23 protein-coding genes are annotated in these 21,065 nt (G+C 41.8%); 6 read left to right on the forward strand and 17 right to left on the reverse strand.

The window, feature by feature from the left end:
- Positions 1–14: 14 nt before the first annotated feature.
- From isdC to LCD34_RS09300, 3 genes are all read right to left on the reverse strand, one after another.
- Positions 15–671: a heme uptake protein IsdC gene (gene isdC, locus LCD34_RS09290; RefSeq protein ID WP_057078871.1), complete on the reverse strand. Its 657-nt coding sequence runs from the start codon at positions 669–671 to the stop codon at positions 15–17.
- Positions 672–691: 20 nt separating this feature from the next.
- The gene (locus tag LCD34_RS09295) at positions 692–1,150 is read right to left on the reverse strand and encodes an NEAT domain-containing protein (RefSeq protein WP_007497924.1); all 459 of its coding nucleotides are present in this window, start codon (positions 1,148–1,150) and stop codon (positions 692–694) included.
- Between the two features lie 372 nt (positions 1,151–1,522).
- Positions 1,523–1,855: a winged helix-turn-helix transcriptional regulator gene (locus LCD34_RS09300; RefSeq protein WP_007497926.1), complete on the reverse strand. Its 333-nt coding sequence runs from the start codon at positions 1,853–1,855 to the stop codon at positions 1,523–1,525.
- Between the two features lie 179 nt (positions 1,856–2,034).
- Here LCD34_RS09300 and LCD34_RS09305 point away from each other — a divergent pair, with 179 nt between their 5' ends.
- From LCD34_RS09305 to fosM, 4 genes are all read left to right on the forward strand, one after another.
- Positions 2,035–2,928, forward strand: coding sequence for a VOC family protein (locus tag LCD34_RS09305; RefSeq protein WP_052320547.1), 894 nt, complete (start codon positions 2,035–2,037; stop codon positions 2,926–2,928).
- The gene (locus LCD34_RS09310; RefSeq protein ID WP_008345606.1) at positions 2,906–3,667 is read left to right on the forward strand and encodes a GTP cyclohydrolase II; all 762 of its coding nucleotides are present in this window, start codon (positions 2,906–2,908) and stop codon (positions 3,665–3,667) included. The genes LCD34_RS09305 and LCD34_RS09310 overlap by 23 nt, the downstream gene beginning before the upstream one ends.
- On the forward strand, positions 3,654–4,745 hold the full coding sequence (ribD, locus tag LCD34_RS09315; protein WP_007497931.1) for a bifunctional diaminohydroxyphosphoribosylaminopyrimidine deaminase/5-amino-6-(5-phosphoribosylamino)uracil reductase RibD: 1,092 nt from the start codon (positions 3,654–3,656) through the stop codon (positions 4,743–4,745). Before LCD34_RS09310 ends, ribD begins: the two co-directional genes overlap by 14 nt.
- A gap of 64 nt (positions 4,746–4,809) precedes the next feature.
- Positions 4,810–5,232, forward strand: coding sequence for a FosM family fosfomycin resistance protein (fosM, locus tag LCD34_RS09320; protein WP_041091552.1), 423 nt, complete (start codon positions 4,810–4,812; stop codon positions 5,230–5,232).
- A gap of 966 nt (positions 5,233–6,198) precedes the next feature.
- Here the strand turns inward: fosM and LCD34_RS09325 are convergent.
- The 7 genes from LCD34_RS09325 to LCD34_RS09355 form a co-directional block, all read right to left on the reverse strand.
- On the reverse strand, positions 6,199–7,053 hold the full coding sequence (locus LCD34_RS09325; RefSeq protein ID WP_035389944.1) for a polysaccharide deacetylase family protein: 855 nt from the start codon (positions 7,051–7,053) through the stop codon (positions 6,199–6,201).
- 65 nt (positions 7,054–7,118) lie between these two features.
- The gene (locus tag LCD34_RS09330; protein ID WP_008345614.1) at positions 7,119–7,448 is read right to left on the reverse strand and encodes a PTS lactose/cellobiose transporter subunit IIA; all 330 of its coding nucleotides are present in this window, start codon (positions 7,446–7,448) and stop codon (positions 7,119–7,121) included.
- 19 nt (positions 7,449–7,467) lie between these two features.
- Positions 7,468–7,791: a PTS sugar transporter subunit IIB gene (locus LCD34_RS09335; RefSeq protein ID WP_008345616.1), complete on the reverse strand. Its 324-nt coding sequence runs from the start codon at positions 7,789–7,791 to the stop codon at positions 7,468–7,470.
- 12 nt (positions 7,792–7,803) lie between these two features.
- Entirely contained in the window at positions 7,804–9,237 is a 1,434-nt protein-coding gene (locus tag LCD34_RS09340) for a glycoside hydrolase family 1 protein (RefSeq protein WP_224558831.1), read from the reverse strand.
- Positions 9,234–10,298, reverse strand: coding sequence for a mannonate dehydratase (gene uxuA, locus LCD34_RS09345; protein ID WP_007497943.1), 1,065 nt, complete (start codon positions 10,296–10,298; stop codon positions 9,234–9,236). The genes LCD34_RS09340 and uxuA overlap by 4 nt, the downstream gene beginning before the upstream one ends.
- Positions 10,299–10,313: 15 nt before the next feature.
- Positions 10,314–11,624, reverse strand: coding sequence for a PTS sugar transporter subunit IIC (locus tag LCD34_RS09350; RefSeq protein WP_024719533.1), 1,311 nt, complete (start codon positions 11,622–11,624; stop codon positions 10,314–10,316).
- 89 nt (positions 11,625–11,713) lie between these two features.
- Positions 11,714–13,672 (reverse strand): BglG family transcription antiterminator, encoded by a 1,959-nt coding sequence (locus tag LCD34_RS09355; protein WP_224558832.1) that lies wholly within the window; start codon positions 13,670–13,672, stop codon positions 11,714–11,716.
- Positions 13,673–13,809: 137 nt separating this feature from the next.
- Here LCD34_RS09355 and LCD34_RS09360 point away from each other — a divergent pair, with 137 nt between their 5' ends.
- The gene (locus LCD34_RS09360; protein ID WP_017358669.1) at positions 13,810–14,007 is read left to right on the forward strand and encodes a hypothetical protein; all 198 of its coding nucleotides are present in this window, start codon (positions 13,810–13,812) and stop codon (positions 14,005–14,007) included.
- 47 nt (positions 14,008–14,054) lie between these two features.
- On the opposite strand, the gene LCD34_RS09365 is transcribed toward LCD34_RS09360, so the two are convergent.
- From LCD34_RS09365 to LCD34_RS09390, 6 genes are all read right to left on the reverse strand, one after another.
- Positions 14,055–14,480 carry a DUF5082 family protein gene (locus LCD34_RS09365; protein ID WP_224558833.1) on the reverse strand — a complete coding sequence of 142 codons (426 nt, stop codon included), beginning with the start codon at positions 14,478–14,480 and terminating at the stop codon, positions 14,055–14,057.
- A 284-nt stretch (positions 14,481–14,764) separates the two neighbouring features.
- On the reverse strand, positions 14,765–15,031 hold the full coding sequence (locus tag LCD34_RS09370) for a YwqI/YxiC family protein (protein ID WP_008345634.1): 267 nt from the start codon (positions 15,029–15,031) through the stop codon (positions 14,765–14,767).
- Positions 15,032–15,068: 37 nt separating this feature from the next.
- Positions 15,069–15,494, reverse strand: a complete 426-nt coding sequence (locus LCD34_RS09375) for a DUF5082 family protein (RefSeq protein WP_017358667.1) — start codon at positions 15,492–15,494, stop codon at positions 15,069–15,071.
- Between the two features lie 295 nt (positions 15,495–15,789).
- The gene (nhaC, locus tag LCD34_RS09380) at positions 15,790–17,196 is read right to left on the reverse strand and encodes a Na+/H+ antiporter NhaC (protein ID WP_017358666.1); all 1,407 of its coding nucleotides are present in this window, start codon (positions 17,194–17,196) and stop codon (positions 15,790–15,792) included.
- A gap of 143 nt (positions 17,197–17,339) precedes the next feature.
- Positions 17,340–18,761 (reverse strand): aspartate ammonia-lyase, encoded by a 1,422-nt coding sequence (aspA, locus tag LCD34_RS09385; protein WP_017368335.1) that lies wholly within the window; start codon positions 18,759–18,761, stop codon positions 17,340–17,342.
- Positions 18,762–18,789: 28 nt separating this feature from the next.
- Positions 18,790–19,779 carry an asparaginase gene (locus tag LCD34_RS09390; RefSeq protein ID WP_017358664.1) on the reverse strand — a complete coding sequence of 330 codons (990 nt, stop codon included), beginning with the start codon at positions 19,777–19,779 and terminating at the stop codon, positions 18,790–18,792.
- A 206-nt stretch (positions 19,780–19,985) separates the two neighbouring features.
- Between LCD34_RS09390 and LCD34_RS09395 the strand changes: the two genes are divergently transcribed.
- Positions 19,986–20,333 (forward strand): helix-turn-helix domain-containing protein, encoded by a 348-nt coding sequence (locus LCD34_RS09395; protein WP_017368336.1) that lies wholly within the window; start codon positions 19,986–19,988, stop codon positions 20,331–20,333.
- Positions 20,334–20,586: 253 nt separating this feature from the next.
- On the opposite strand, the gene LCD34_RS09400 is transcribed toward LCD34_RS09395, so the two are convergent.
- Positions 20,587–21,042 (reverse strand): helix-turn-helix domain-containing protein, encoded by a 456-nt coding sequence (locus LCD34_RS09400; RefSeq protein ID WP_007497964.1) that lies wholly within the window; start codon positions 21,040–21,042, stop codon positions 20,587–20,589.
- Positions 21,043–21,065 lie beyond the last annotated feature (23 nt).

Genomic DNA, 21,065 nt, shown 5'->3' on the forward strand with positions numbered 1-21,065 from the left:
GACACTTCCTTCCGTTAATGCTTGATGATCCACTTTCTCGCTAAAAACCCGCCTGAACATAAGACAAGCACAAGGAGCCATCCCATCTGGCTTGTATCACCAGTTTGAGGATTTTCTTCTTGTTTTGTTTTGGTGGATGAATCAGTTGTTTTGGTTGTTTCTTTTGATGTTTCTTGATGTTTTGCTGCACCTGCTGTTTCTTTTGAACTGTCAGAAGAAAGTGACTTGATGCTGCTTTCATCGAATTTCAGCTGGATGGTATAGTCGTGATCATAATCAGCCGATTTGACTGTGACATGGATTTTAGACTTGATTGGTTTGGACAAACTCTGTGCTTGGAATTGAACAAGCCTTGTATTGGCTTTCTTATTCGTTGATAGAACCGTCGTATCGACATAGCCGCCATTTCCCGGCACTTTAAATTCCGTTACCCAGCTGCTGTTTTTAATGGTCATTTGCACAGTCAGCTTGCCATTTTTCACGATCACTTTTGCCGGCTTCAGCCAGTAATCATTTGCCATCGAAACGGCAGTTCCTTCGGCCTTCATCACAGTGTAATTGACGGAGTATGTACCATCATTTAATGAGGCAGCCTGTGCATTTGAAAAAGGCAGTATAAGTGCCAGCAATAATGCAGCCACAAAGGCTGGCATCCTGATCCATTTTTTCATCAGATGAATTTCCTCCCTTTTTATTGAACAGTTGCTGCATCAAACTTGACGCGAATATCGTAATTGCCTGTATATCCAATGACCGGTACAGTCACACTCACTTTAGCTGGTACAACATCTGTCAGGCTGTTGACATTGAACTCTACCGTTCTCTTATTAGCAGCTGTGTTTGTACTGATCACCTTTGCATCTTTGTAGACACCTTGATCCAATGTTTTAAAGCTTGTAATCCAAGAGCTGTTCGTTAACGTGACTTGCGCTTTGATTTTTCCGTCCTTCACAACAAGCTTAGCTGGTTTTTCAAAATACGTATTTGCTGTTGACGTTGAATCACTGTCTGCTTTCCATACCACATATTGTGCTGAATATTGACCATCTGCTAAGCCTGCTGCTGAGGCAGAGCTAACCGGGGCTAGAGCAAACAATAGAACAAAGCTAAAGAATAATAAGACGTGTGATGCTGAACGAAGTGATTTCATATATATCCTCCTAATTGATATTGATAATTATTCTCAATAGATAATAAAAAAAATAACCTTTATCAGCGTATGAATCACACTCATAAATGATTATGATAATCATTATCAATTGAGTTTAAAAAATAAATCTTTGCTTTCGACAAGTCAAAGATGTCTGCTGCTACATGATGTAGTGATACACGGTTTAGGTAATCTGTCCCATTCATGATACCATGGCATAACCTCCCCATTCCATTACAGGGAAAAGAACCCTCTTCTCCTTGATATTATATGATGAATGAATTTATTGTCAACATCATTTTTCATACTATTGACTTAGATTTCTGGAAAATCACAAAAAAAAAATCGATCAGGGGCACTGATCGAAATCGATTAAGAAGGGACATGTTCACCCTTTTCACTATTTTTTCGCTCTAAAGACCAAGCATACATTTCCCGTATGACTGGTTCAATTTTCTTTCCTTGTTCTGTTAGTTCATATTCAATCCGCACGGGAATGTCGGGATATACTTTTTTCTCAACAAGACCTTCAGCTTCTAAATCTTTCAGCCTTTCTGATAATAACCGTCCGCTGATGTTCATTTCATTTTCTAGCTGACAAAAACGTTTTGGCCCTGTCAAAAGCTGATTGATGATGAGAATCACCCACTTCTTCCCTAAAATCTCCATGGCATCTGTAATTGGGCAGCCATCTACTTGAGCCATACTTTACTCCCTCCTGCTTTTCTCTACTTTTTTTCATTATAACATAATTAATTACTTGAAATAAGTCACTAACTATTATATAGTTTAGTTACTAAAAGTAACAAGGTAATCATTTTTATCAATTTTCAATAAACCATTGAACATGCAGATGCATATAACATGAAGGAGATGACCGAGCTTTGAATACAATAGAGCAGGTAAGATTAGGTGTAACAGAATTACATGTGTCCAGCTTTGAGCGTTCTTTGCCTTTTTATACAGACATTTTAGGTTTTACTTTATTAGAACAGACGGATTCTACTGTCACGCTTGGCAGCAACGCAAAGGAACCAATCCTTGTGCTGAAAGAAGATGTGCAGCTGAAAGAGAAGCCGGATCATGAGCCAGGACTTTATCATTTTGCGGTTTTATTACCTACCAGAAAAAACCTGGGCACATGGCTGGCGCATGTGATCAAAAAAGGCTATCCTTTAATTGGAGCGAGCGATCACTTTTTCAGTGAAGCCATTTATTTAAGTGATCCAGATGGCATCGGCGTTGAGATTTATGCTGATCGTCCTCAGGACATATGGGTAGGTGAGCATGGAGAGCTGAAAGGTGGCGGAAATGCTCCGCTTGATGGAGATGGTCTCCTGCAAGAAGCCGCTGATTCCACCTGGGATGGACTCCCGGCTGGTACAGTCATGGGACACTTGCATTTCCATCTCAACCCAGAAGAAGCCGATTCCTTTTATGTGAACACGCTCGGTTTCCATATCCGAATGGCTCCCCCAGCCAGCTTATTCGTTGCTGGTGGCGTCTATCATCATCACCTTGCCTTTAATGCATGGGGACGCGGGAGAAAAGGAGCCATTGATCCACGTTTTTCAGGAATTAGAAGCTATACACTGGTTTTCCCAAAAGAAGACGATAGAACATCCGTCGTCGAACGTCTGACAAAAGCAGGCGTTCACATGAACACGACAGGAAAAAGTAACGAATTTATTGATCCATTTGGCGTTCTCGTTCGTTTACAGATTGAAGAAACAGACAAAAAAGAAGGTGCAGAATATGGACAAACACACAGAGGTTAAAACAGCCATTTTAAAAGATAAAATCAAACGAGTACAGCAAGAAGACGGATTTATATATATCACTGGACCTATTAAACTGCCAGTGAATTTAGACGGTAGAACGGTCATGTTTAACTGGTATTCATGGTTAAAAGACGATGGGAAAGAACCATTATCAGATGAAGCTTTAATCGAAAGCCTTTCCTCCCGTGAACTTGCAGATCACCAGCAATCAAGCGTCCTTGTTTACGGAGATTTCGAACATGCTGATGAAGCGCTGATCCGCATGCATTCCATCTGCCACACCGGCGATATTTTCGGAAGCAAACGCTGTGATTGTGGGTTCCAATTGAAACAGTCTATGCGAATGATTGAGGACAATGGAGCAGGCGCACTGTTTTATTTAGCCAACCATGAAGGACGCGGGATCGGTCTTTTCAGTAAAGCCATGGCCTACATCTTGCAAGAAAACGGCTACGATACTGTAGAAGCAAACGAAGCACTAGGCTTTGAAGATGATACACGTCAATATGAAGAAGCGATTGCTGTTCTTCAAACATTGCGTACAAAGCCAGTCAGACTTATCACCAATAATCCGAAAAAGACCGATGCTATCAGTCATGCAGGCCTTTCTCTTTCTGGACGGATTCCACTTTGGGGTGATGTCTCTGAGTTCAATGAAAAATACTTGCAGACAAAAATTAACCGCTCAGGTCATATGAAGGCGGATCAAGAGGTGCGTACGATTGCCACATCATGAGCGATATATGAAACTAGCCCTTGAAAATGCCGAAGCAATGAAAGGTCAGACATCTCCCAATCCGCTCGTCGGGGCTGTGATTGTGCGAGAAAATGAAATTGTTGGGGTCGGGGCGCACATGAAGGCCGGCGAACCACATGCAGAAATTCATGCACTTAAAATGGCTGGAGACAAGGCAAAAGGCGCCACGATCTATGTGACACTAGAGCCTTGTTCCCACCATGGCCGCACAGGCCCATGCGCTGAAGCACTTGTGAAAGCTGGCGTAGAAAAAGTAGTCGTTGCTGCACTGGATCCGAATCCGCTTGTTGCCGGGCGCGGGATTGCCATTTTACAAGATGCAGGCATTCAAGTCATCACAGGCGTCATGGAGCAGGAATCCATTCTCATGAATGAAGTGTTCAACCACTTTATTACGAAAAAAACGCCTTTCGTGACACTCAAAGCAGGCATTACGTTAGACGGAAAAATTGCATCTGCTACGTCTGACAGCAAGTGGATTACATCAGAAACGTCCCGTTATGATGCACATCACATTCGCAGTATCAACGATGCGATCTTGGTCGGTGCGCAAACCGTCATTCACGACGATCCTTCATTAACGGCACGCATTCCAAACGGTCATCATCCGATTCGAATTGTCTTAGACTCTAAACTGTCTATCCCGCTGACAGCAAAGGTGGTCACAGATCAGATGGCACCAACATGGATTTTCACAACAAAACAAGCCGATGAAGAAAAACGAGCCGCTTTAGAAGCAGCTGGCGTCAGTGTCATCATGACGGATAGCGATATCCGGGTGCCCTTACAAGAAGTACTTCAAGTGCTCGGAGAAAGAAATGTCTCCTCCCTGATGATTGAAGGCGGCGGACAAATCAATGCCTCATTTTTGGAGCAGCAGCTTGTCGATAAACTCGTCATCTACATGGCACCTAAGCTCATTGGCGGACGACTCTCTCCTTCTTTTTTCGGAGGCGAAGGCATACGCCTCATGAGTGATGCAATTGAACTGGATCAACTCTCTCTTGAACCGCTGGGAAAAGATATAAAGATAACGGGTTATCCTGTTTATCAATAAACAACAAAGCTTGTAGATTGAGTCTGCAAGCTTTTTTCTCATCATTGAATTTGAGGTGATTAAATTGAACATCAAAGGAATAAACCATTTATTATTTTCTGTTTCTGATTTAGAGACATCTATTGATTTTTACACAAAGGTCTTTAATGCCAAATTGTTAACAAAGGGCAGAACGACAGCTTACTTTGATTTGAACGGCCTGTGGCTTGCCCTCAATGTAGAAAAAGACATTCCTCGTCAAGACATCCATCACTCTTACACACACATCGCTTTTTCTATTGATGAGGAGGATGTAGATCCAATGTATAACAAACTAAAAGATTTGAACGTCAACATCTTACCAAGCAGGCCAAGAGACGAAAGAGATCAGAAGTCGATTTATTTCACAGACCCTGATGGACATAAATTTGAATTTCATACAGGAACCTTGAAAGATCGATTGGATTATTACAAACTAGAGAAAACACATATGGAGTTTTATGAATGAAACGCAAAGAAAAACAGAGAGGAAACAACAAGGTGCTATTCGTCATTAAATAGGAAAGATCGTAAAATATACATAGAAACGTGTTGCAAACGATAGTCCTCCCCCCTTCCATACTAAAGGTGTTTTTATGCCTAGAAAGGAGGGGTCAGTTTGAGAACAAAACTTGTGCGTTCACGCGTTGAGAGACGCAAAAACAAAAAGAAAAAAGCTTGTACCTGTAAGTACAAGCTTTGGTTCCTTATCTTAAATTCAATCCGAACTCTAGTCCAGTTCATCATATGGATTTTAGATAAGAGAACGTTCTGAATGAACCCTTAAGATGATAATGAAAAATAAAGCGGCACCTTCATTACCCCTAGTCAAGGTAATGCTGGTTCTATCTCGTTTCTGTTTTTTGGAGGGCTGCTTTATTTTTTCATATTATTTCAGTGTATTCCTCACATTTTAAATTTATACATAGAAAAAGCACACGGTAGTCAGCCGAGTGCCTAAATTAAATTTCTTTTCAGTTGTATGGTGAACGTTCAAGAAATTCACCTTGAAGCTCTCGTGCTTCAGTTTGAAAACTAGTTCAACTTAGTCCGAGTTGAACAAAAAACTTGTGCAACAATATGTTACCATAAGTAACAATTTGTTACCATAGTTAAGCTTATTTTTTAATCTTACTGATTCATTTCAAATGCAGAATTTTCATTATTTCAAATAAATTATACAGCTTTTTGTTATGCAATGAATCAAATAAACTGAACAACACTCAAAATAACTTTCAAGTATAATAACCTGTACTTTTCTTCTAAGCCCTCCTACTTTCTATTGGCAACTGTAAGACCTTATTTAGTTAAATAAAAAAGAATCAGTATATAAAAACTGATTCTTTCTGCATACATTTATCTCAAACAAATCGTATTTAATCCACGAAACGTGTCGTAAAATGTTTCATGTGAAACATCTGTGATCTAATATTGATCAATTTCCCTCTATCAGCCTGCCAAAGCTTTCGGGTGAAAGTCCCGGTGAAATGCGCAGGCGATGTAAGGACATCATGCCTTGTTCTTTCTTCGCATGTCCTGGTTCAGTGGTTACAGCCATTTCATATCCTGCTTCCTTCGCCAGCTTCAGCGTGTCTTCGTTATAGCGACCGACCGGATAGCTGACCATGATCGTTTGTTGAGAAAACCGCTGGTCAAAGAATACCTTCGATCCTTTTAATTCTTCTTCCTGCTGCTTCTGTGTTAAACGATTGAGTTCTAAATGATGAATGGTGTGACTCTCTATTGAAATACCATGCGCCACCATATCATCCATTTGGGCATCAGTTAAATGATGCGGACGGCCGATGGACTGCTCGATCATAAAAATCGTGGCTTTCATTCCATATTCCTTTAAAATCGGAAATGCCTTTGTGTAGTTATCCGTGTATCCATCGTCAAATGTGATAAGAACATACTTTTCACTTGGTGTCGAATTGGTCGAGAGAACTTGATATGCCTCTTTCGGCGACAGCGTGACATAGCCGTTGTCTTTCAGCCATTTCATATGAGCTGCAAATTCGCTCTTTGGCACACGTAACGAATTACCGCTGGAAATACTGTGATACATCAAGATTGGAAGCGCAACGGGTTCCTTTTGCTGAATCCAGTTTTGTTTGTCTATCTCTGCCGCTTCAATTTGCTGCGTTTCTGTTGTTTCTTTCGTTTGTCCTTGACCCTTTACCTCTTTGATGGCTTGCTGGTTTCCTTCTGTTTGCTGTTTCGTACCCATACAGCCCGAAATGAGCAGCATGACTAAACCAACTGCAAGCCACATACATGTTTTTTTCATTCACCAATCCTGCTTTCTCTTTATCTACCGAATGATTATAACAGAAATTGGTTAATAACTGATATCTATTTTGACAGGGTATTCATTTTTTTACACATTTCGATCATTTCAATGGCAAGCAGATGGATGGTCTCTGTTGTGAGCATTTGGTCTTCTGCATGTATGAGCAGTAAAGAAAAGGGAAGCTGTTCCCCTGCCGCCTCTTTTTGTATCAGTGACAAGTGCAGGTCATGGATGCTTCGAAACGCTTCCTCCCCTTTTTCAATCAACTGCTGCGCTGCTTCAAAGTCATCCGCTCTTGCTAGACGAATGGCTTCTACATAATGGCTTCGTGCCTCACCTGCATGGGCAATGATTTGAAAGGCTGCTCCCTGCATTTCCTCTAATACCGTCATCTGCTTCTCCTCCGATTGCTCAAGATTCATTTGCTAGTTTCAGTGCATGTTCTAGAATTTTTTCTCCATTCGCTGTTCCATATAATCTTACATTTACCACATCGACAGGTATATGATAAGGTGCCGCTGTTTTTTCTGCTGCCTTTCTCATAAAGCTAACTTGCGGTCCTAGCAAAATGACCTTTACATCGTCCCCATGCTCTTCTAATTCGTCCGCAATGGCCCCTTCAGGTATCGCATAAATTTCATAATCCAGCCCTTTTCCTTCTGCGGCTGCCTTCATTTTAGATACCACAATCGACGTTGACATTCCTGCTGCACAAGCGAGAATGATTCGCTTCATATCCCATCACTCCTATTGATAAATAAAATCTGGTTCATCCCTTAATTTCCTCGTTTGGATTAATGTCTTGTACCAGTATCCTGACGCTTTCATCTGACGATTCCGTTCATTCTCCAGCTGGATCTCTACTAATCCGTAGCGATTCTTGAATGCATTCATCGGTGAGACATTATCCGTAAAAGCCCACAGCATATATCCCTTGCAGTTTGAACCTTCTTTTTTCGCTTGAAGGGCTTTTTTCAAATGCTGACTGATAAATGAAATTCGGTACTGATCATCAATGATGCCGTCTTCGTTTTTAAACCGTTCTTCCTGCTCGACCCCCATACCGTTTTCAGCCACAAACCACTCGATATTCCCGTATTCCTCTTTTATTCTCATACCCATATCATAGACAATATTCGGATAGATTTCCCAACCTCTGAATGGATTCATTTTTCTCCCTGGGAGCTCAAATAGATCGTAATAATAAGATGGATGAAACGGTGTATTTTCGTTCCAAGCCTTGCTAGGTGCCTTAACGCGATGCGGATAGTATAAATTAAGACCGACCACATCGACTGTATGATCTTTAATGATCTGAAGCTCTTCTTCCGTTGCATCGAAAAGAATGTCATGCTTTTTCAATACATCAAGCAGTTCTTCTGGATACTCGCCTTTAATGGAGGGATCTAAGAACATGCGATTAAAAAACAAGTCATACATGCGGGCAGCTTCTTGATCATGCGAGGCAGTCGATCTCGCATACGTCACTTCTGGATTGAGAATGACCCCGATTTTTGCACCGGCTGATTCCTTCAAGCCCATTTCCTGAAAAAGCTTCACCACTTTTGATGTCGCCAAGGCTTTATGATAGTTCCACTGCATCCATTTCTTCGTATTTTGCTCGAAAGGATAACGAATAGCATCTAGATACACACGAGTCTGAACAACAATTGGTTCATTAAAGGTAAACCAATGTTTGACCCGGTCTCCATAGCGTTCAAACACCTTTTCTGCATAGAGAACAAACAGCTCGACAACATGTTTAGATGACCAGCCGCCGTACTTTTCAAGCAAAACGGCAGGAAGCTCATAATGCTCTAAGCAAAACATTGGCTCTACACCTGCTTCAAGTAATTCATTGATGAAATCATCAATATAACGAGCATAGGTCTCATCTACAATTCCATTCTCGTAATCGATGAGAAACCTCGACCAATTGATCGATGTCCGGTAATGAGATAACCCAATTTCCTTCATAAGGGCGACATCTTCAGGATAGCGCTCGTAAAAATTCGTTGCTCCTGCTGGTCCGTATCCTTCGTGCCATACGTGATACCCCTCCTTATACCAAAGGTCTATATACGAATCCTGATGCGGTTTCTTCCCTTTCCAACCCTCCGTCTGCCAAGCAGAAGCCGCAGCACCTAGAATAAAGTCATTGGGTATGTCGATTTTGTTCATGTTGCCACCTGACCTTTCTTCGTGTGAATTTGAAGTCCTTCCCACATCCCTTGTAAATACATAGCTCCAAGTGCTCGGTCGTATAATCCATAGCCAGGTCTGCCCGTCTCACCAAAGATCATTCGTCCATGATCTGGCCGAACATAGCCAGCAAATCCTTCCTTAAACAATGCGTTCACAATCGCTCCCATATCGAGGCTACCTGCTGACGACAGGTGTGCCGACTCTTCAAAATCACCGTTTTCATACAAATTGACATTGCGTAAATGAGCAAAGTGTATACGCCCTTTTTTGGCATACTTTCTCGCAAGTGAAGGAACATCATTTTTCGCATTACAGCCTAGGGAACCGGAACAAAAGGTCAGTCCATGCTGTGAGCGTTCATCGAGTTGAAGGATACGATCTATTTGTTCTTCACAACTGACAATGCGGGGCAGACCAAATATGTTCCAAGGAGGGTCATCTGGATGCAGTGCCATGTTCATGTTCTCTTCCGCTGCAACTGGAAGGATATTTCCCAAGAAATAGTCTAGGTTCTCAAACAACCCTTCCTCCCCCAATGCCCTGTATGCAGCCATCAACTTTCTCATTTCTTCCTGCGTATAAGACGTATCCCACCCTGGTAAGGAAAGTCGATCTTTTTCTATATCCATCTGTTCAAGCTGATGCTGAAAATAAACAAGAGTCGTCGATTGATCAGCTAGTGGGAAATCGAGCTGTGTTCGTGTCCAATCAAGGACTGGCATGAAGTTATAACAAATGACCTTCACACCATGCCTTGCTAATCTCCGGATATTTTCTTGATAATGCTCGATATAAACATCTCGGCTAGGCTTTCCCAGCTTAATATCTTCATGGACCGGGAGACTTTCTACGACTTCAAAAGCAAGATCATGACGTTCGATTTCCGCTTTTAAATGAGCAATACTTTCCTCCGGCCACAGATCACCAGCCGGCACATCATAGACTGCACTGACAATCCCTTTCATGCCGGGAATTTGCCGAATATATGAAAGGGAGACAGGATCTTCTTTGCCATACCATCTAAATTGCATGTTCATTCATGAGCCCTCCTTCTATTCTGAATCAGGTGCTGCTTCTGGCTTCCGGTTGGATAAGAGAACAAAAGGTAAATAGATGAAAACAGCGACAACAATACAGATAAGCTGTGTGATGACAGCCCCCATACTGCCAGCGGTAGACAGCCAAGCATTCACAATCGGAGGTGTCGTCCACGGCACCATCACCACCGCTTTCCCCGCAAAACCTGTAGCGGTTGCGATATAACCAATCGTACCTGTCACGAGTGGTGTAACGATAAACGGAATTGCCATCACAGGGTTCAACATGACAGGTAATCCGAAAATAACTGGTTCATTGATGTTAAACAGTCCAGGTCCTGATGAAAGCTTGGCAATGCTACGCATCTCTTCCCTTCTTCCTGCTATAAAAATGGCGATCAACAGACCAATCGTCACACCCGAACCACCAATGCTCATATACACATCCCAAAATGGCATCGTGATAATATTTGGAATCTCTTTGCCCTCTTGAAATGCTGTCATATTCACTGCAATTGATCCTAATAACAGCGGCTCGCGAATTGGTTTAATCATTTGGTTGCCATGTATACCGATCACCCAGAAAAATTGAGCCACAAACATTAACGTTAAAATACCAGGCAGTCCCTGCACAACACTTTCAAGTGGACGCTGCACGACGTTATACACCGCTTCATGCAAATAAATGCCTGTCACACGATGAAACGCAAACCCGAATGAACTAATGATTGTAATCGTAATAATTGATGGGAAAAGTGAAGAAAAAGACGTCGCCACATTTGATGGAACAGAATCTGGCATCTTAATTTGCAGCCACTTCACCTCGGTAAGCTTACAAAAGATCTCTACAGAGACGATGGCAATGATCATACCCAAAAATAAGCTTTTTGGATCGGAGAATTGCCTCGCCAGCACATCGACAACCTCACGCATCGATCCATCGACTTCAAGAAGAAGTGTCGTCGGAATAACGGATATAAATGAAATCAATGCCATTAATCCTGGGAATAATGATTTATGTCCATTGATTTTCCCAAGCTCAATCCCGATGAGGAACACAGCCCCGATCGTTAAAAAGTTCAGCGTGGCATAATTGATTGCCTTCATAATTGGCTGAAGCTCTGCTAAAAACCTGAATATCTCAAAATGGGCAAGCCCCGTTTCCGGGCTCATGATCATATTTGCGACCAGTACAGCAAATGCCCCTGTAATGATGATTGGCATTAATGTGACAAATGCTTGCTTGATCGCCATAATATATTTCTGATTTGTAATACGATAAGCGACATGTCCCATGACGTCGGCCGCTCTCTCTTTAAAGCTCATGATCCGTCTCCCCCTTTACAAAAACTCGTGATCATCCTCCTTATTGATGTTATTTTAAAAGCGCTTTCATTAACATCTAATCTTTTTCCTCACAGATGCGGAAATGGGTGTCCTTTTTTTTCATCTGGCTGTTCCAACACGTGCAGCGCCACCGTCAGTTCTTCAAATGAAGCAGCTTTGATGATTTGCTCCACCACTTCCTTCTGCTCTGTCAAACGCACAAGAAATTGATAAAGTGACTGCAATTCTTTCTGATACGTCTTCTGTATACTTAACAAACAGACGACCTGTACCCGATCGTCGCCCCACAACACTGGTTTTCTCAACGTACAGATCGCACAAAACGTATCATCTGTTGCCGGTTTGATTGGGTGAGGGATTGCGACCAAATGACCGAACGACGTAGGTGACACTTCCTCTCTTTCCAGTAATAGCTGTTCAAAATCATCCGGGATTCGGTTTTGTTCTTGCAATACATTCACGAAAAATTGAAGAACCTCTTCCCTTGTTTGTAGATCTTGCTGAAAAAAAGTCATCTTCGGACTGATATATCGCAAGACACCCATTTCTTGTGACCCCTGCACAAATCGTTTCAGCCTCGACATATCGTCTTCACTGAGGATCGTATGTACATCAATCACTGGCACAGGTAGTGTGTTCTGAAGCGGGATGGTACTAATGATCAAATCGATACTTCTCAAGTCATACGACAAAAGGTCACTGACACTTGCAGTACCAGCAATCTCTAGCCTTTCGCTAAAGGCGGCCTTCAGCTTATGGAGAAGAAGCTGACTGCTCGCGACACCCGTTGCGCACACAATCAAGCATTTTTTTCTCACAGTCTGAGTTTTTGTCCGCTCTATGGCAGCACCAATATGCAGCGCCAAATATCCGATTTCATCTTCATGAATCTCTACATTCTCTTTTTCCTTCAGCCATCTTCCCATATAGACACCTGCTTCAAAAGCAATCGGATAATGCCTTTTTATGTCTGATAAATAGGGGTTACGGATGTTCATATCATATCGGAACCGATGAATCGCTGATCTCAGGTGAAGACTTAGTCCCACAATCAATTCCTTGTCTGTCTGAATATCAAGTGACATGTGCTCTTCGACATAACCAAGTAATTGATGAGTTAAACGGAAATGCTCTTCATCAAGCATGTGAAATAGCGTGTGTCCCGTTTCTCCATACGCCATCATTTTTGCCCCCATTAAATGAATCGCAATATAGGCCATTTCAGATAATGGAAAATCTATACCGAGTACGTGACGCATATCTTCTGCCATTTGCCTCGCCACTTGAAAAGCGGGCTGTGTTTGAATATCTTTGAGTTCTCCTTCCGGCATCATCACCAATTTTTTCTCTTCAATTCGTTTGCACGCAATGGCGATATGTGTCACTAAGTTGCTTAAACCGATCTCTGAGACATGAAGGCCGCTTGCCTTTGTACGTGAACGCACCATATCTTGAATCAATTGATACGTTTCTTCAGGTAAAAGGGCAGGGTTCGGATGCTCTTGCTGAAACACATGCTCAGCTAGACAATACCTTAATTTCATTTCATCTCCACTCAGCCTCAGTCCATATTTAGGTCGGTGTGCAACAGAAAGTCCATGTAAAGAAAATAGATGCTTGACTGCTTTCAGGTCATTTTTCACAGTAGATTCACTCACAAATAATTCCTCGGCCAATTCATCTAATTTCATATAGTCTTCGGACAATAAAAGCCTTCTCAATAAATAAGAGATACGATCCTCCGGCTGATTTGGAATAACTTGATTCTTTTTTTCATTTCTTTCTCTCATTGAGTTTTTCAAAAAAGTACGAAATGCTCCATAATCTTCGACAGTCAATGTATACCCTGCTCCACGTTTCATATGAAGTGTTGCCCCATGTACTTCTAATATTGATTTAAGCGCTTTCATATCTGTTCGAACTGTTCGTGATGTGACGCCTATCAGGCGTGCAATTTCTTCACCTGTCAGCTCCTGCTCTGCCTGCATTAACCGCCTCAACAGCTCCTCCTGACGTAGAGATAACATAGACTCCCCTCCCTTGGTCAATTACTTTTGCCTATCATCATAAACGAAAATAGAACTCTTTGCCCAGTTTTTCTTTCCGACCGGGAACTTTGTTATGGCTCAAACGTATGAATATGAAACAAGAGGAGGGATACATCATGTTTGTTATCATCATCATACTAGCTTCTTTAGGCGCCATTACCGCCCACATGTTTACACCAAAAGATAAGCGTTCATCTTCTAAGCATTCTGCACATCACAGTTCAACAACCAGTAACTATACTGATTCGTATACACATCACGCTTCTGATGCCTCCTGCGGTGGTGATTCAGGTGGTAGCGGCGGATGTGACTAAACCAAAAAAAACAGCCGCTTGTTCAGCCGGCTGTTTCGTTTATTTTATTAAAGAGCTTTCCAGCCCCGTTCAATTAAATGTTTGACATCCTTTGCAAAATCCTCGCCTTTTTCCATCACATCTTGGGCTCTTCCTGCAAAATTACTAGCGACAGCGAGTTCCATTTTTTTTAACTCAAAGTGCATAATTTTTTGGTCTATCTCCGTAATATAGGTTTCATACTCATTGTTCACAATGTCGTGCAGCACGTGATAGGCTTCTTTCCGATGACGGTGAAAGTCCGTTCCTCTCTCACCTTTCCATGACGAATCTAGAGCAGGCTTCTTGATTTCCTTTATGTCAGACTGCGCAAGATCTTGTTCTGTTCGAATATTACTTTTGGCTGTCTTTAACCGAGAGATCATTTCGTCAAATTCTGCACGTTTGTTTTCAATCCCCATATGCAGATGGTGCAGCATCTCGGATAAATTCATGTCATCCACCTCTATTAGACCTCATAAGAAAGCACGGCGTCAGCGTTTTTGAAACCGGGCAGATCATCTGCTTTTTCCAGTCCTGACATTTCTATCGTTCGCTTTCATTAAGTATAGTATAAGGTGAAAAGCCTTAGGCTTAAATAGGGAAAAGGTGTCCTTTTAACATGGTGTTTGGAAGAAAAACGGAATAATCTAAGGTCATAAATCCCGAATTATATATGAGTCTTTACGACTATATTTTACATCGTACTCAGCTACGCTATCAATAAAACGATTGGGGCTTATGATTTTGCCGCAATCGCTTCATCCTGTTCTTTTAGCGTCTTCACATTTGAGCGTGTATCCTGAACGTTTTTGATTAAGGCTTCTTTAAAGCTTGAGACCATTTCGCCCACCTCTGCTTCACGTGCCGTCCATTTGGTTACAAATTCAAGGCTGTTTTCACCAGCTTTATCTGCTGCTTTTTTCATTGTTAAAGCTTCAACTGCTTGGGAGACTTCATCTAGTTTATCCATCACTGTTTGGTAGTTTAACTTAATTTGTCCCATTATGATATCCTCCAGATTGGTTCAGCATGAAGCTCGCTTACAAGCTGCTCCATGCTTTTGAGATCAAGCGTTTTGCGTCTTCTACTGCGTCTTCTCCTTTTTCAGCCAAACGTGCGGCATCTCCAGCTAAAGAGCTGGCAAAGGATAAGGCAGCCTGCTCTGCTTCTAGTGTACTGATTTTGAATTCGATTCGGCTCACGTAGCGTGGATATTTATCGCTTACGATCGTTTGCAACGCATCATGCGCTTCATTTCGTTCTGATTTGAAATCTTGGCTCCGCTCACCTTTCCAAGAGGCCCCAAGCTTTGGCTGCTTGATTTGTTTTAGGTCTGTTTCTGCGGCATCTTGTTCACGTTCAATCTTACTTTTTGCCTTTTTGAGTCGAGCAATTTTCTCTTCGATCTCTGCCTTTTTATTTGAAATGCCACCGTTAAGGGCAGACAGCATATCCGATAAGCTCATATGGGTTCCTCCTCCTGTCAAAAATAAAAACGCTGCTTAGAGTCCCTCTAAACGAGCGTAATGGTGAATCGCACTTTTTCCAATATTGTTATTATAAGGTTCAAAGACTCATGTTTGAATAGGGATTTGTGCCCTTTTTATGGTATAAATATGCTTTCAATCTGCTTCACACCACACCTTAAGCCCTCTTTTATAGGGGGTCAAAATACACAACCACCCTTCTGGAAACACACATAGTCTTACGGTCCTAGGACAAACAAAAGCCGCCCGGGGGAGGGGCGGCTTTTGCAGTGGCTTATGATGCCGATTCTTCTGAGTCTTGTTGATTTTTCACGTACCAAATGAATTTCCCTGTATATCCGTAGATGATGGCAAGACCAATGGCAACAAAGCTCAGCCACATAAATGGTAAATAAGAGAATGTCGAGACGCCTAGAATCCCTGCCATGTAAATTCCGTTATCTGACCATGGAACCATACCAGACGTAAGTGTTCCACCAACCTCAGAGTTTCTAGATAACACACGTCTGTCTAATTTTAATTTGTCATAGCTTTTTTCCATGATTTTTGGTGTAAGAATTAATGAGACATACATTGCACAACCAAAGATATTCGCAAAGAATGCTACTACAAGTGTAGACAGTGTCACATTTCCTGCATTGTGCAATTTTTTCTCGAATGTTGCGACGATCACTTTTAACACGCCTAAGTATTCAAGAACTCCACCAAAACCAAGTCCAAGAATAATGACCACTAGAGATCCTAACATATTGACAATACCGCCACGGTTCAACAGTGTATTTAAGAAATCTACATCTGAATTAATAGAGAAGCCGTTATAAGCTGTACCAAGCGCATCAGCTGGGTTCATTCCTTGGAATGCCATCGCCCAGACTGCCCCAAGCAGTGCACCAATTGCGATAACAGGCATTGACGGTTTTTTCAATACAAGTAATAGGACAACAATGACTGCCGGAATGATCATCCAAATATTAATCGTGAATGTATCCTGCAATGCTTGTTTCAAAAACTCTACTTTATCTTGATCAATATTTCTTCCACCATACATAAATCCAGTAATTGTAAACATAATAGCCGTAATAACAAAGGCCGGTATGGATAAAACCATCATGGCTCTTACATGCGCCAGCACGTCCACTTTTGAAAGAGAGGAAGCGAGCACAGTACTATCAGATAGAGGAGATAATTTATCACCAAAATAAGCGCCAGATAAAACAGCCCCAGCTACGATCGGTAATGGGATACCCAATCCTTCACCAATCGCAATCATCGCAATACCTGCCGTTCCAACTGTACCCCAAGACGTACCAGTAGCAACAGACATAATAGAACAGATAATCAGTGTAGCTAATAAGAAGATATTAGGATGAATAAATTCCAGTCCGTAATAAATTAACGTGGGTACAACACCGCCAGCAATCCATGTACCAACAAGTGCACCTACTGCAATTAAGATTAAAACAGCCTCTAATCCATTCGATATCCCTTTTGTGATCGCATTTTGAAGGTCTTTGTACGAATGCCCTAAACGAATTCCTAAAGCAATAACCATAAACCATGAGATGAACAATGCTAGCTGAATATCTAATTTGAAGTAAAGAGTGAATGATAAAACAATTGCTAAAAATAAGCCAAGTACAGACACGACTTCTAAAATAGACGGTAGACGTGGTGTTTTCATTTTGTTTCCTCCCTTTGTGCGTGCGTTAAGCGTTTTCAAAATATTGTGAAAAAAGTGTGTCAATTCGAAAGAAAGTGAATTGCCTGTTTTTCTCTTTTTCACAGGCAATTCAACATATTAATAAAATAAAATTTTTGATATTATCATCGCTCTAGGAGCTCTGCACCCGCAATGCCAGGCTTTGTCATCTCGTAAGGATTCAAAATAATATCAAGTTCTTCTTCTGTTAACACATCATTTTGCAGGCAGAGATCTCTGATCGATTGTCCTGTTAAAATGGCTTCCCTTGCGATTCTAGCCGCGGCTTCATAGCCTAAGTGAGGGTTTACCGCAGTAATGACACCTGCACTTTTTTCGACATATTCTTTCAAACGTTTTTCATTTGCTTCGATGTCCGCTAAGCAGTGATCTGTGAATGAGCGGAATCCGTTATTCATTATACTAATAGATTGAAGCAAGTTAAAGACCAGAACAGGCTCCATCACATTTAACTCAAGCTGGCCTGCTTCAGAAGCAAGACAGATGGTGTGGTCGTTCCCAATGACCTGGAATGCGATTTGGTTAATGAGCTCTGCCATGACTGGATTGACTTTTCCAGGCATAATGGATGATCCCGGCTGACGGGCTGGCAATGCAATCTCAGCAAGTCCTGCACGTGGGCCAGATGCCATTAAGCGAAGGTCATTCGCAATTTTAGACATGTTCATCATGCATACTTTTAAGGCAGCAGATACTTCTGTGTATGCATCTGTATTTTGCGTCGCATCTACGAGGTGCTCTGCGCCTACTAATGGCAGTCCAGAAATATCAGCAAGCTTTTTCACTACGATTTCGATGTAGCGAGGATCTGCATTGAGGCCTGTCCCAACAGCGGTCGCACCCATGTTCACTTCATATAAATGCTGTTTTGATTGGTTGATTCGTTTAATATCACGGCTGAGCACACGGCTGTATGCTTCAAACTCTTGTCCTAAACGGATCGGAACAGCGTCTTGTAAATGAGTACGCCCCATTTTGATGACATGATCGAATTCTTTTGCTTTCTTTTGAAATACGTCATGCATGGCCTGCATCGTCTCAAGTAAAATGTCTAACTGCTTGAGCACTGCAATATGGATCGCCGTTGGGAACGAATCATTTGTCGATTGTGACATGTTCACATGTGTGTTTGGACTTAAATGAATGTATTCGCCCTTTTGATGTCCCATGATCTCGAGGGCTCTGTTTCCAATGACCTCATTGGCATTCATATTCATAGACGTTCCTGCGCCGCCTTGAATCGGGTCTACGATGAAATATTCATGGAATTTGCCTTCAATCACTTCATCTGAAGCTTGAACGATCGCATTTCCAATTCCTTCATATAAACGTCCGACTTCCATATTGGCTTGAGCTGCTGCTTTTTTGACAATGGCAAATGCTCGAATGAGTTCTTCATGCATGCGATATCCTGTAATCGGGAAATTCTCTTTTGCACGAAGCGTTTGAACACCATAATACACGTCTGCGGGAATTTCTTTTTCACCTAGAAAATCCTTCTCGTAACGATAAGTTGCTTGAACCATCTCGTATGACCTGCTTTCTATAGAATAGTTAAATCACTAAATCTTCTGCGATTGGCGTTTCCATAATCTTTTTCACTTCTCGTGGATCTGTTGTTTTACCTAATGCCCACATGAGCTTTGGCACGATGGCTTCTGTGTTCATGTTTCTTGAACGAGCAACCAGTTCTTGATTGATTTTACGTCCTACTTCATACACACTCATGTCTTCTCCTTCTTCGAGACACTGAGTGGTGATCACAACAGAAATGCCTTCTTCCAGCAATTCGTTGATTTTTTCTAAAAGGTTTCTTCCTTCGAAAGGAATTCCGCCGCTGCCGTAGCTTTCAATGACGACCCCTTTGTACAAACCTTTGATTGAATCTAAAAACTCAGGCTTCAGTCCTGGATGCAGTTTTAATAAACAAACGTCTGTGTTCAAGGATGCATCTAATTTAAGCGGTTTCATTGATGATCTTTTTACTTTGCTATTGTATTCAATTTGATGATTTTCAATCGATGCAATATATGGGTAGTTAATACTTTCAAATGCATCGTAGCTTTTCGTTCTTAGTTTGATTGCGCGAGTTCCTTGAATGACTCTGCCATCAAATACGACGTATACGCCGCCAACACCGTCACATGCAAAACGAATCGCATCTGTAATGTTTTTCTTCGCATCTGTTTTCTTAAACGTAATTGGAATTTGTGACCCTGTAATGACAATTGGCTTATCAGGATTTTGCAGCATATACGATAGTGCTGCTGATGTATAGGCCATTGTGTCTGTTCCATGCGTGACGACAAATCCGTCATATTGGTCATAATTTTCATAAATGGCTGTTGCGATATCAACCCAGTATTCAGGTTGCATATTGGTACTATCTATACTCATTAGGGACTTTGTGTCCATTGTGTAGTCTGCATTAATTTCGTTTAAATAGCTTAAAAGGTCCTCAGCTTTAACACCTGGAGCTAAACCATTTTCACTTTCTACAGATGCAATCGTCCCACCAGTGGTTAAAAGCAATAATTTCTTCAACAGGTCCACCTCTTTCAGTAAAATTACTTCGTTTGTCACACATATTATAAGCCAGCTTGTGCTATTCTATAATATACGCTTTACGCGTACCTTCATTGCCATTATAGTCACATAACGCGAATTAATCAAGAAATTATTACGCATAACGCGTACACTCTTTGTCAAAATATGATATACTGTTGTTGTATATAAAGGAGCGTTCATGTATGATACTCGATCGTTTAACCACCCTTAGAAAAAAGAAAAAATGGTCTCTCCAGCATACGGCAGATCGCCTAGGTATCGCCAAAAGCACCTATGCCGGTTACGAATCTGGGTACCGACGACCTTCGCTTGAAGCAGTGAAACTGCTGGCTGATTTGTATGATACGTCCATTGATTTTTTACTTGGTAGAACGGACGAGCCAGAGATACAACGCAAAATCTCTGATATCAAAATTGAGCTGACGGAAGCAAAAGAAGGAACCATCCATGTAGACGGCGTTCCACTAACAGATGAAGAAATCAAACAGCTTGTTGCCTTTATTCGGGCGAAAAACACTCTGAAAGTATAAACAACACAAAAAAGAGAGGTCCCTGTCATAGAGGGACCTCTCAGATTGTTGACAAAGGGCTAAAATGAACTTTATTTTAGCCCTTTGTCTTCTTTTCAGCGTGATAGAAAACCTTTGCAGTCTAGGAAGGACGAGCATCGGCGCGGAGCGAATTTGACATTCGTGAGCACCGAAGCGCAGGACTGACACCGAATGCGAGGGTTTGTCTACACGCTGAGAGGTCCCTGTCATAGAGGGACCTCTCTTTTTCTGCTTACGACAGCTCACTTAATTCCTCTAACCGCCGCTTCGCTTCTTCTTTATTAAAGGAACTATAATAGCGATAATTCTCATCATCTAAGATGCGGTAATGCTGGCTTAGTACATTTTGCTGGAGACGAAACGTACCTTTTTTCACAGACGTCCGCCACCAAACCTTTCCGCCAATCGTACGTTCAACAGATAAATGCAATTCATCGTGGGCGACGACTTCCAAAATCTCAAGCGGATCATCCCCAAGTGTCCCTTTTAAAATGTCACTATCCCTGAATAATGCACATACGGCCGCAGATTGCGTCCAGTTGAGGCGAAGACGATTCTTTTCTACCTGCTGCAAATGCCGTTTGGATAGCCCAAGCACCTCAGCCATGCGGTCCTGTGTATAGTTTTTTTCTTTTCGAATTCGTGCCATTTGTTCTGTGACGAGGTCGATTACCATTTCTTTGTCCATCTCTCATCACCTCTTGATTGTTC

This window comes from Bacillus sp. RAR_M1_44 (assembly GCF_020165935.1).
GTDB classification, from domain to species: domain Bacteria; phylum Bacillota; class Bacilli; order Bacillales; family Bacillaceae; genus Bacillus; species Bacillus altitudinis.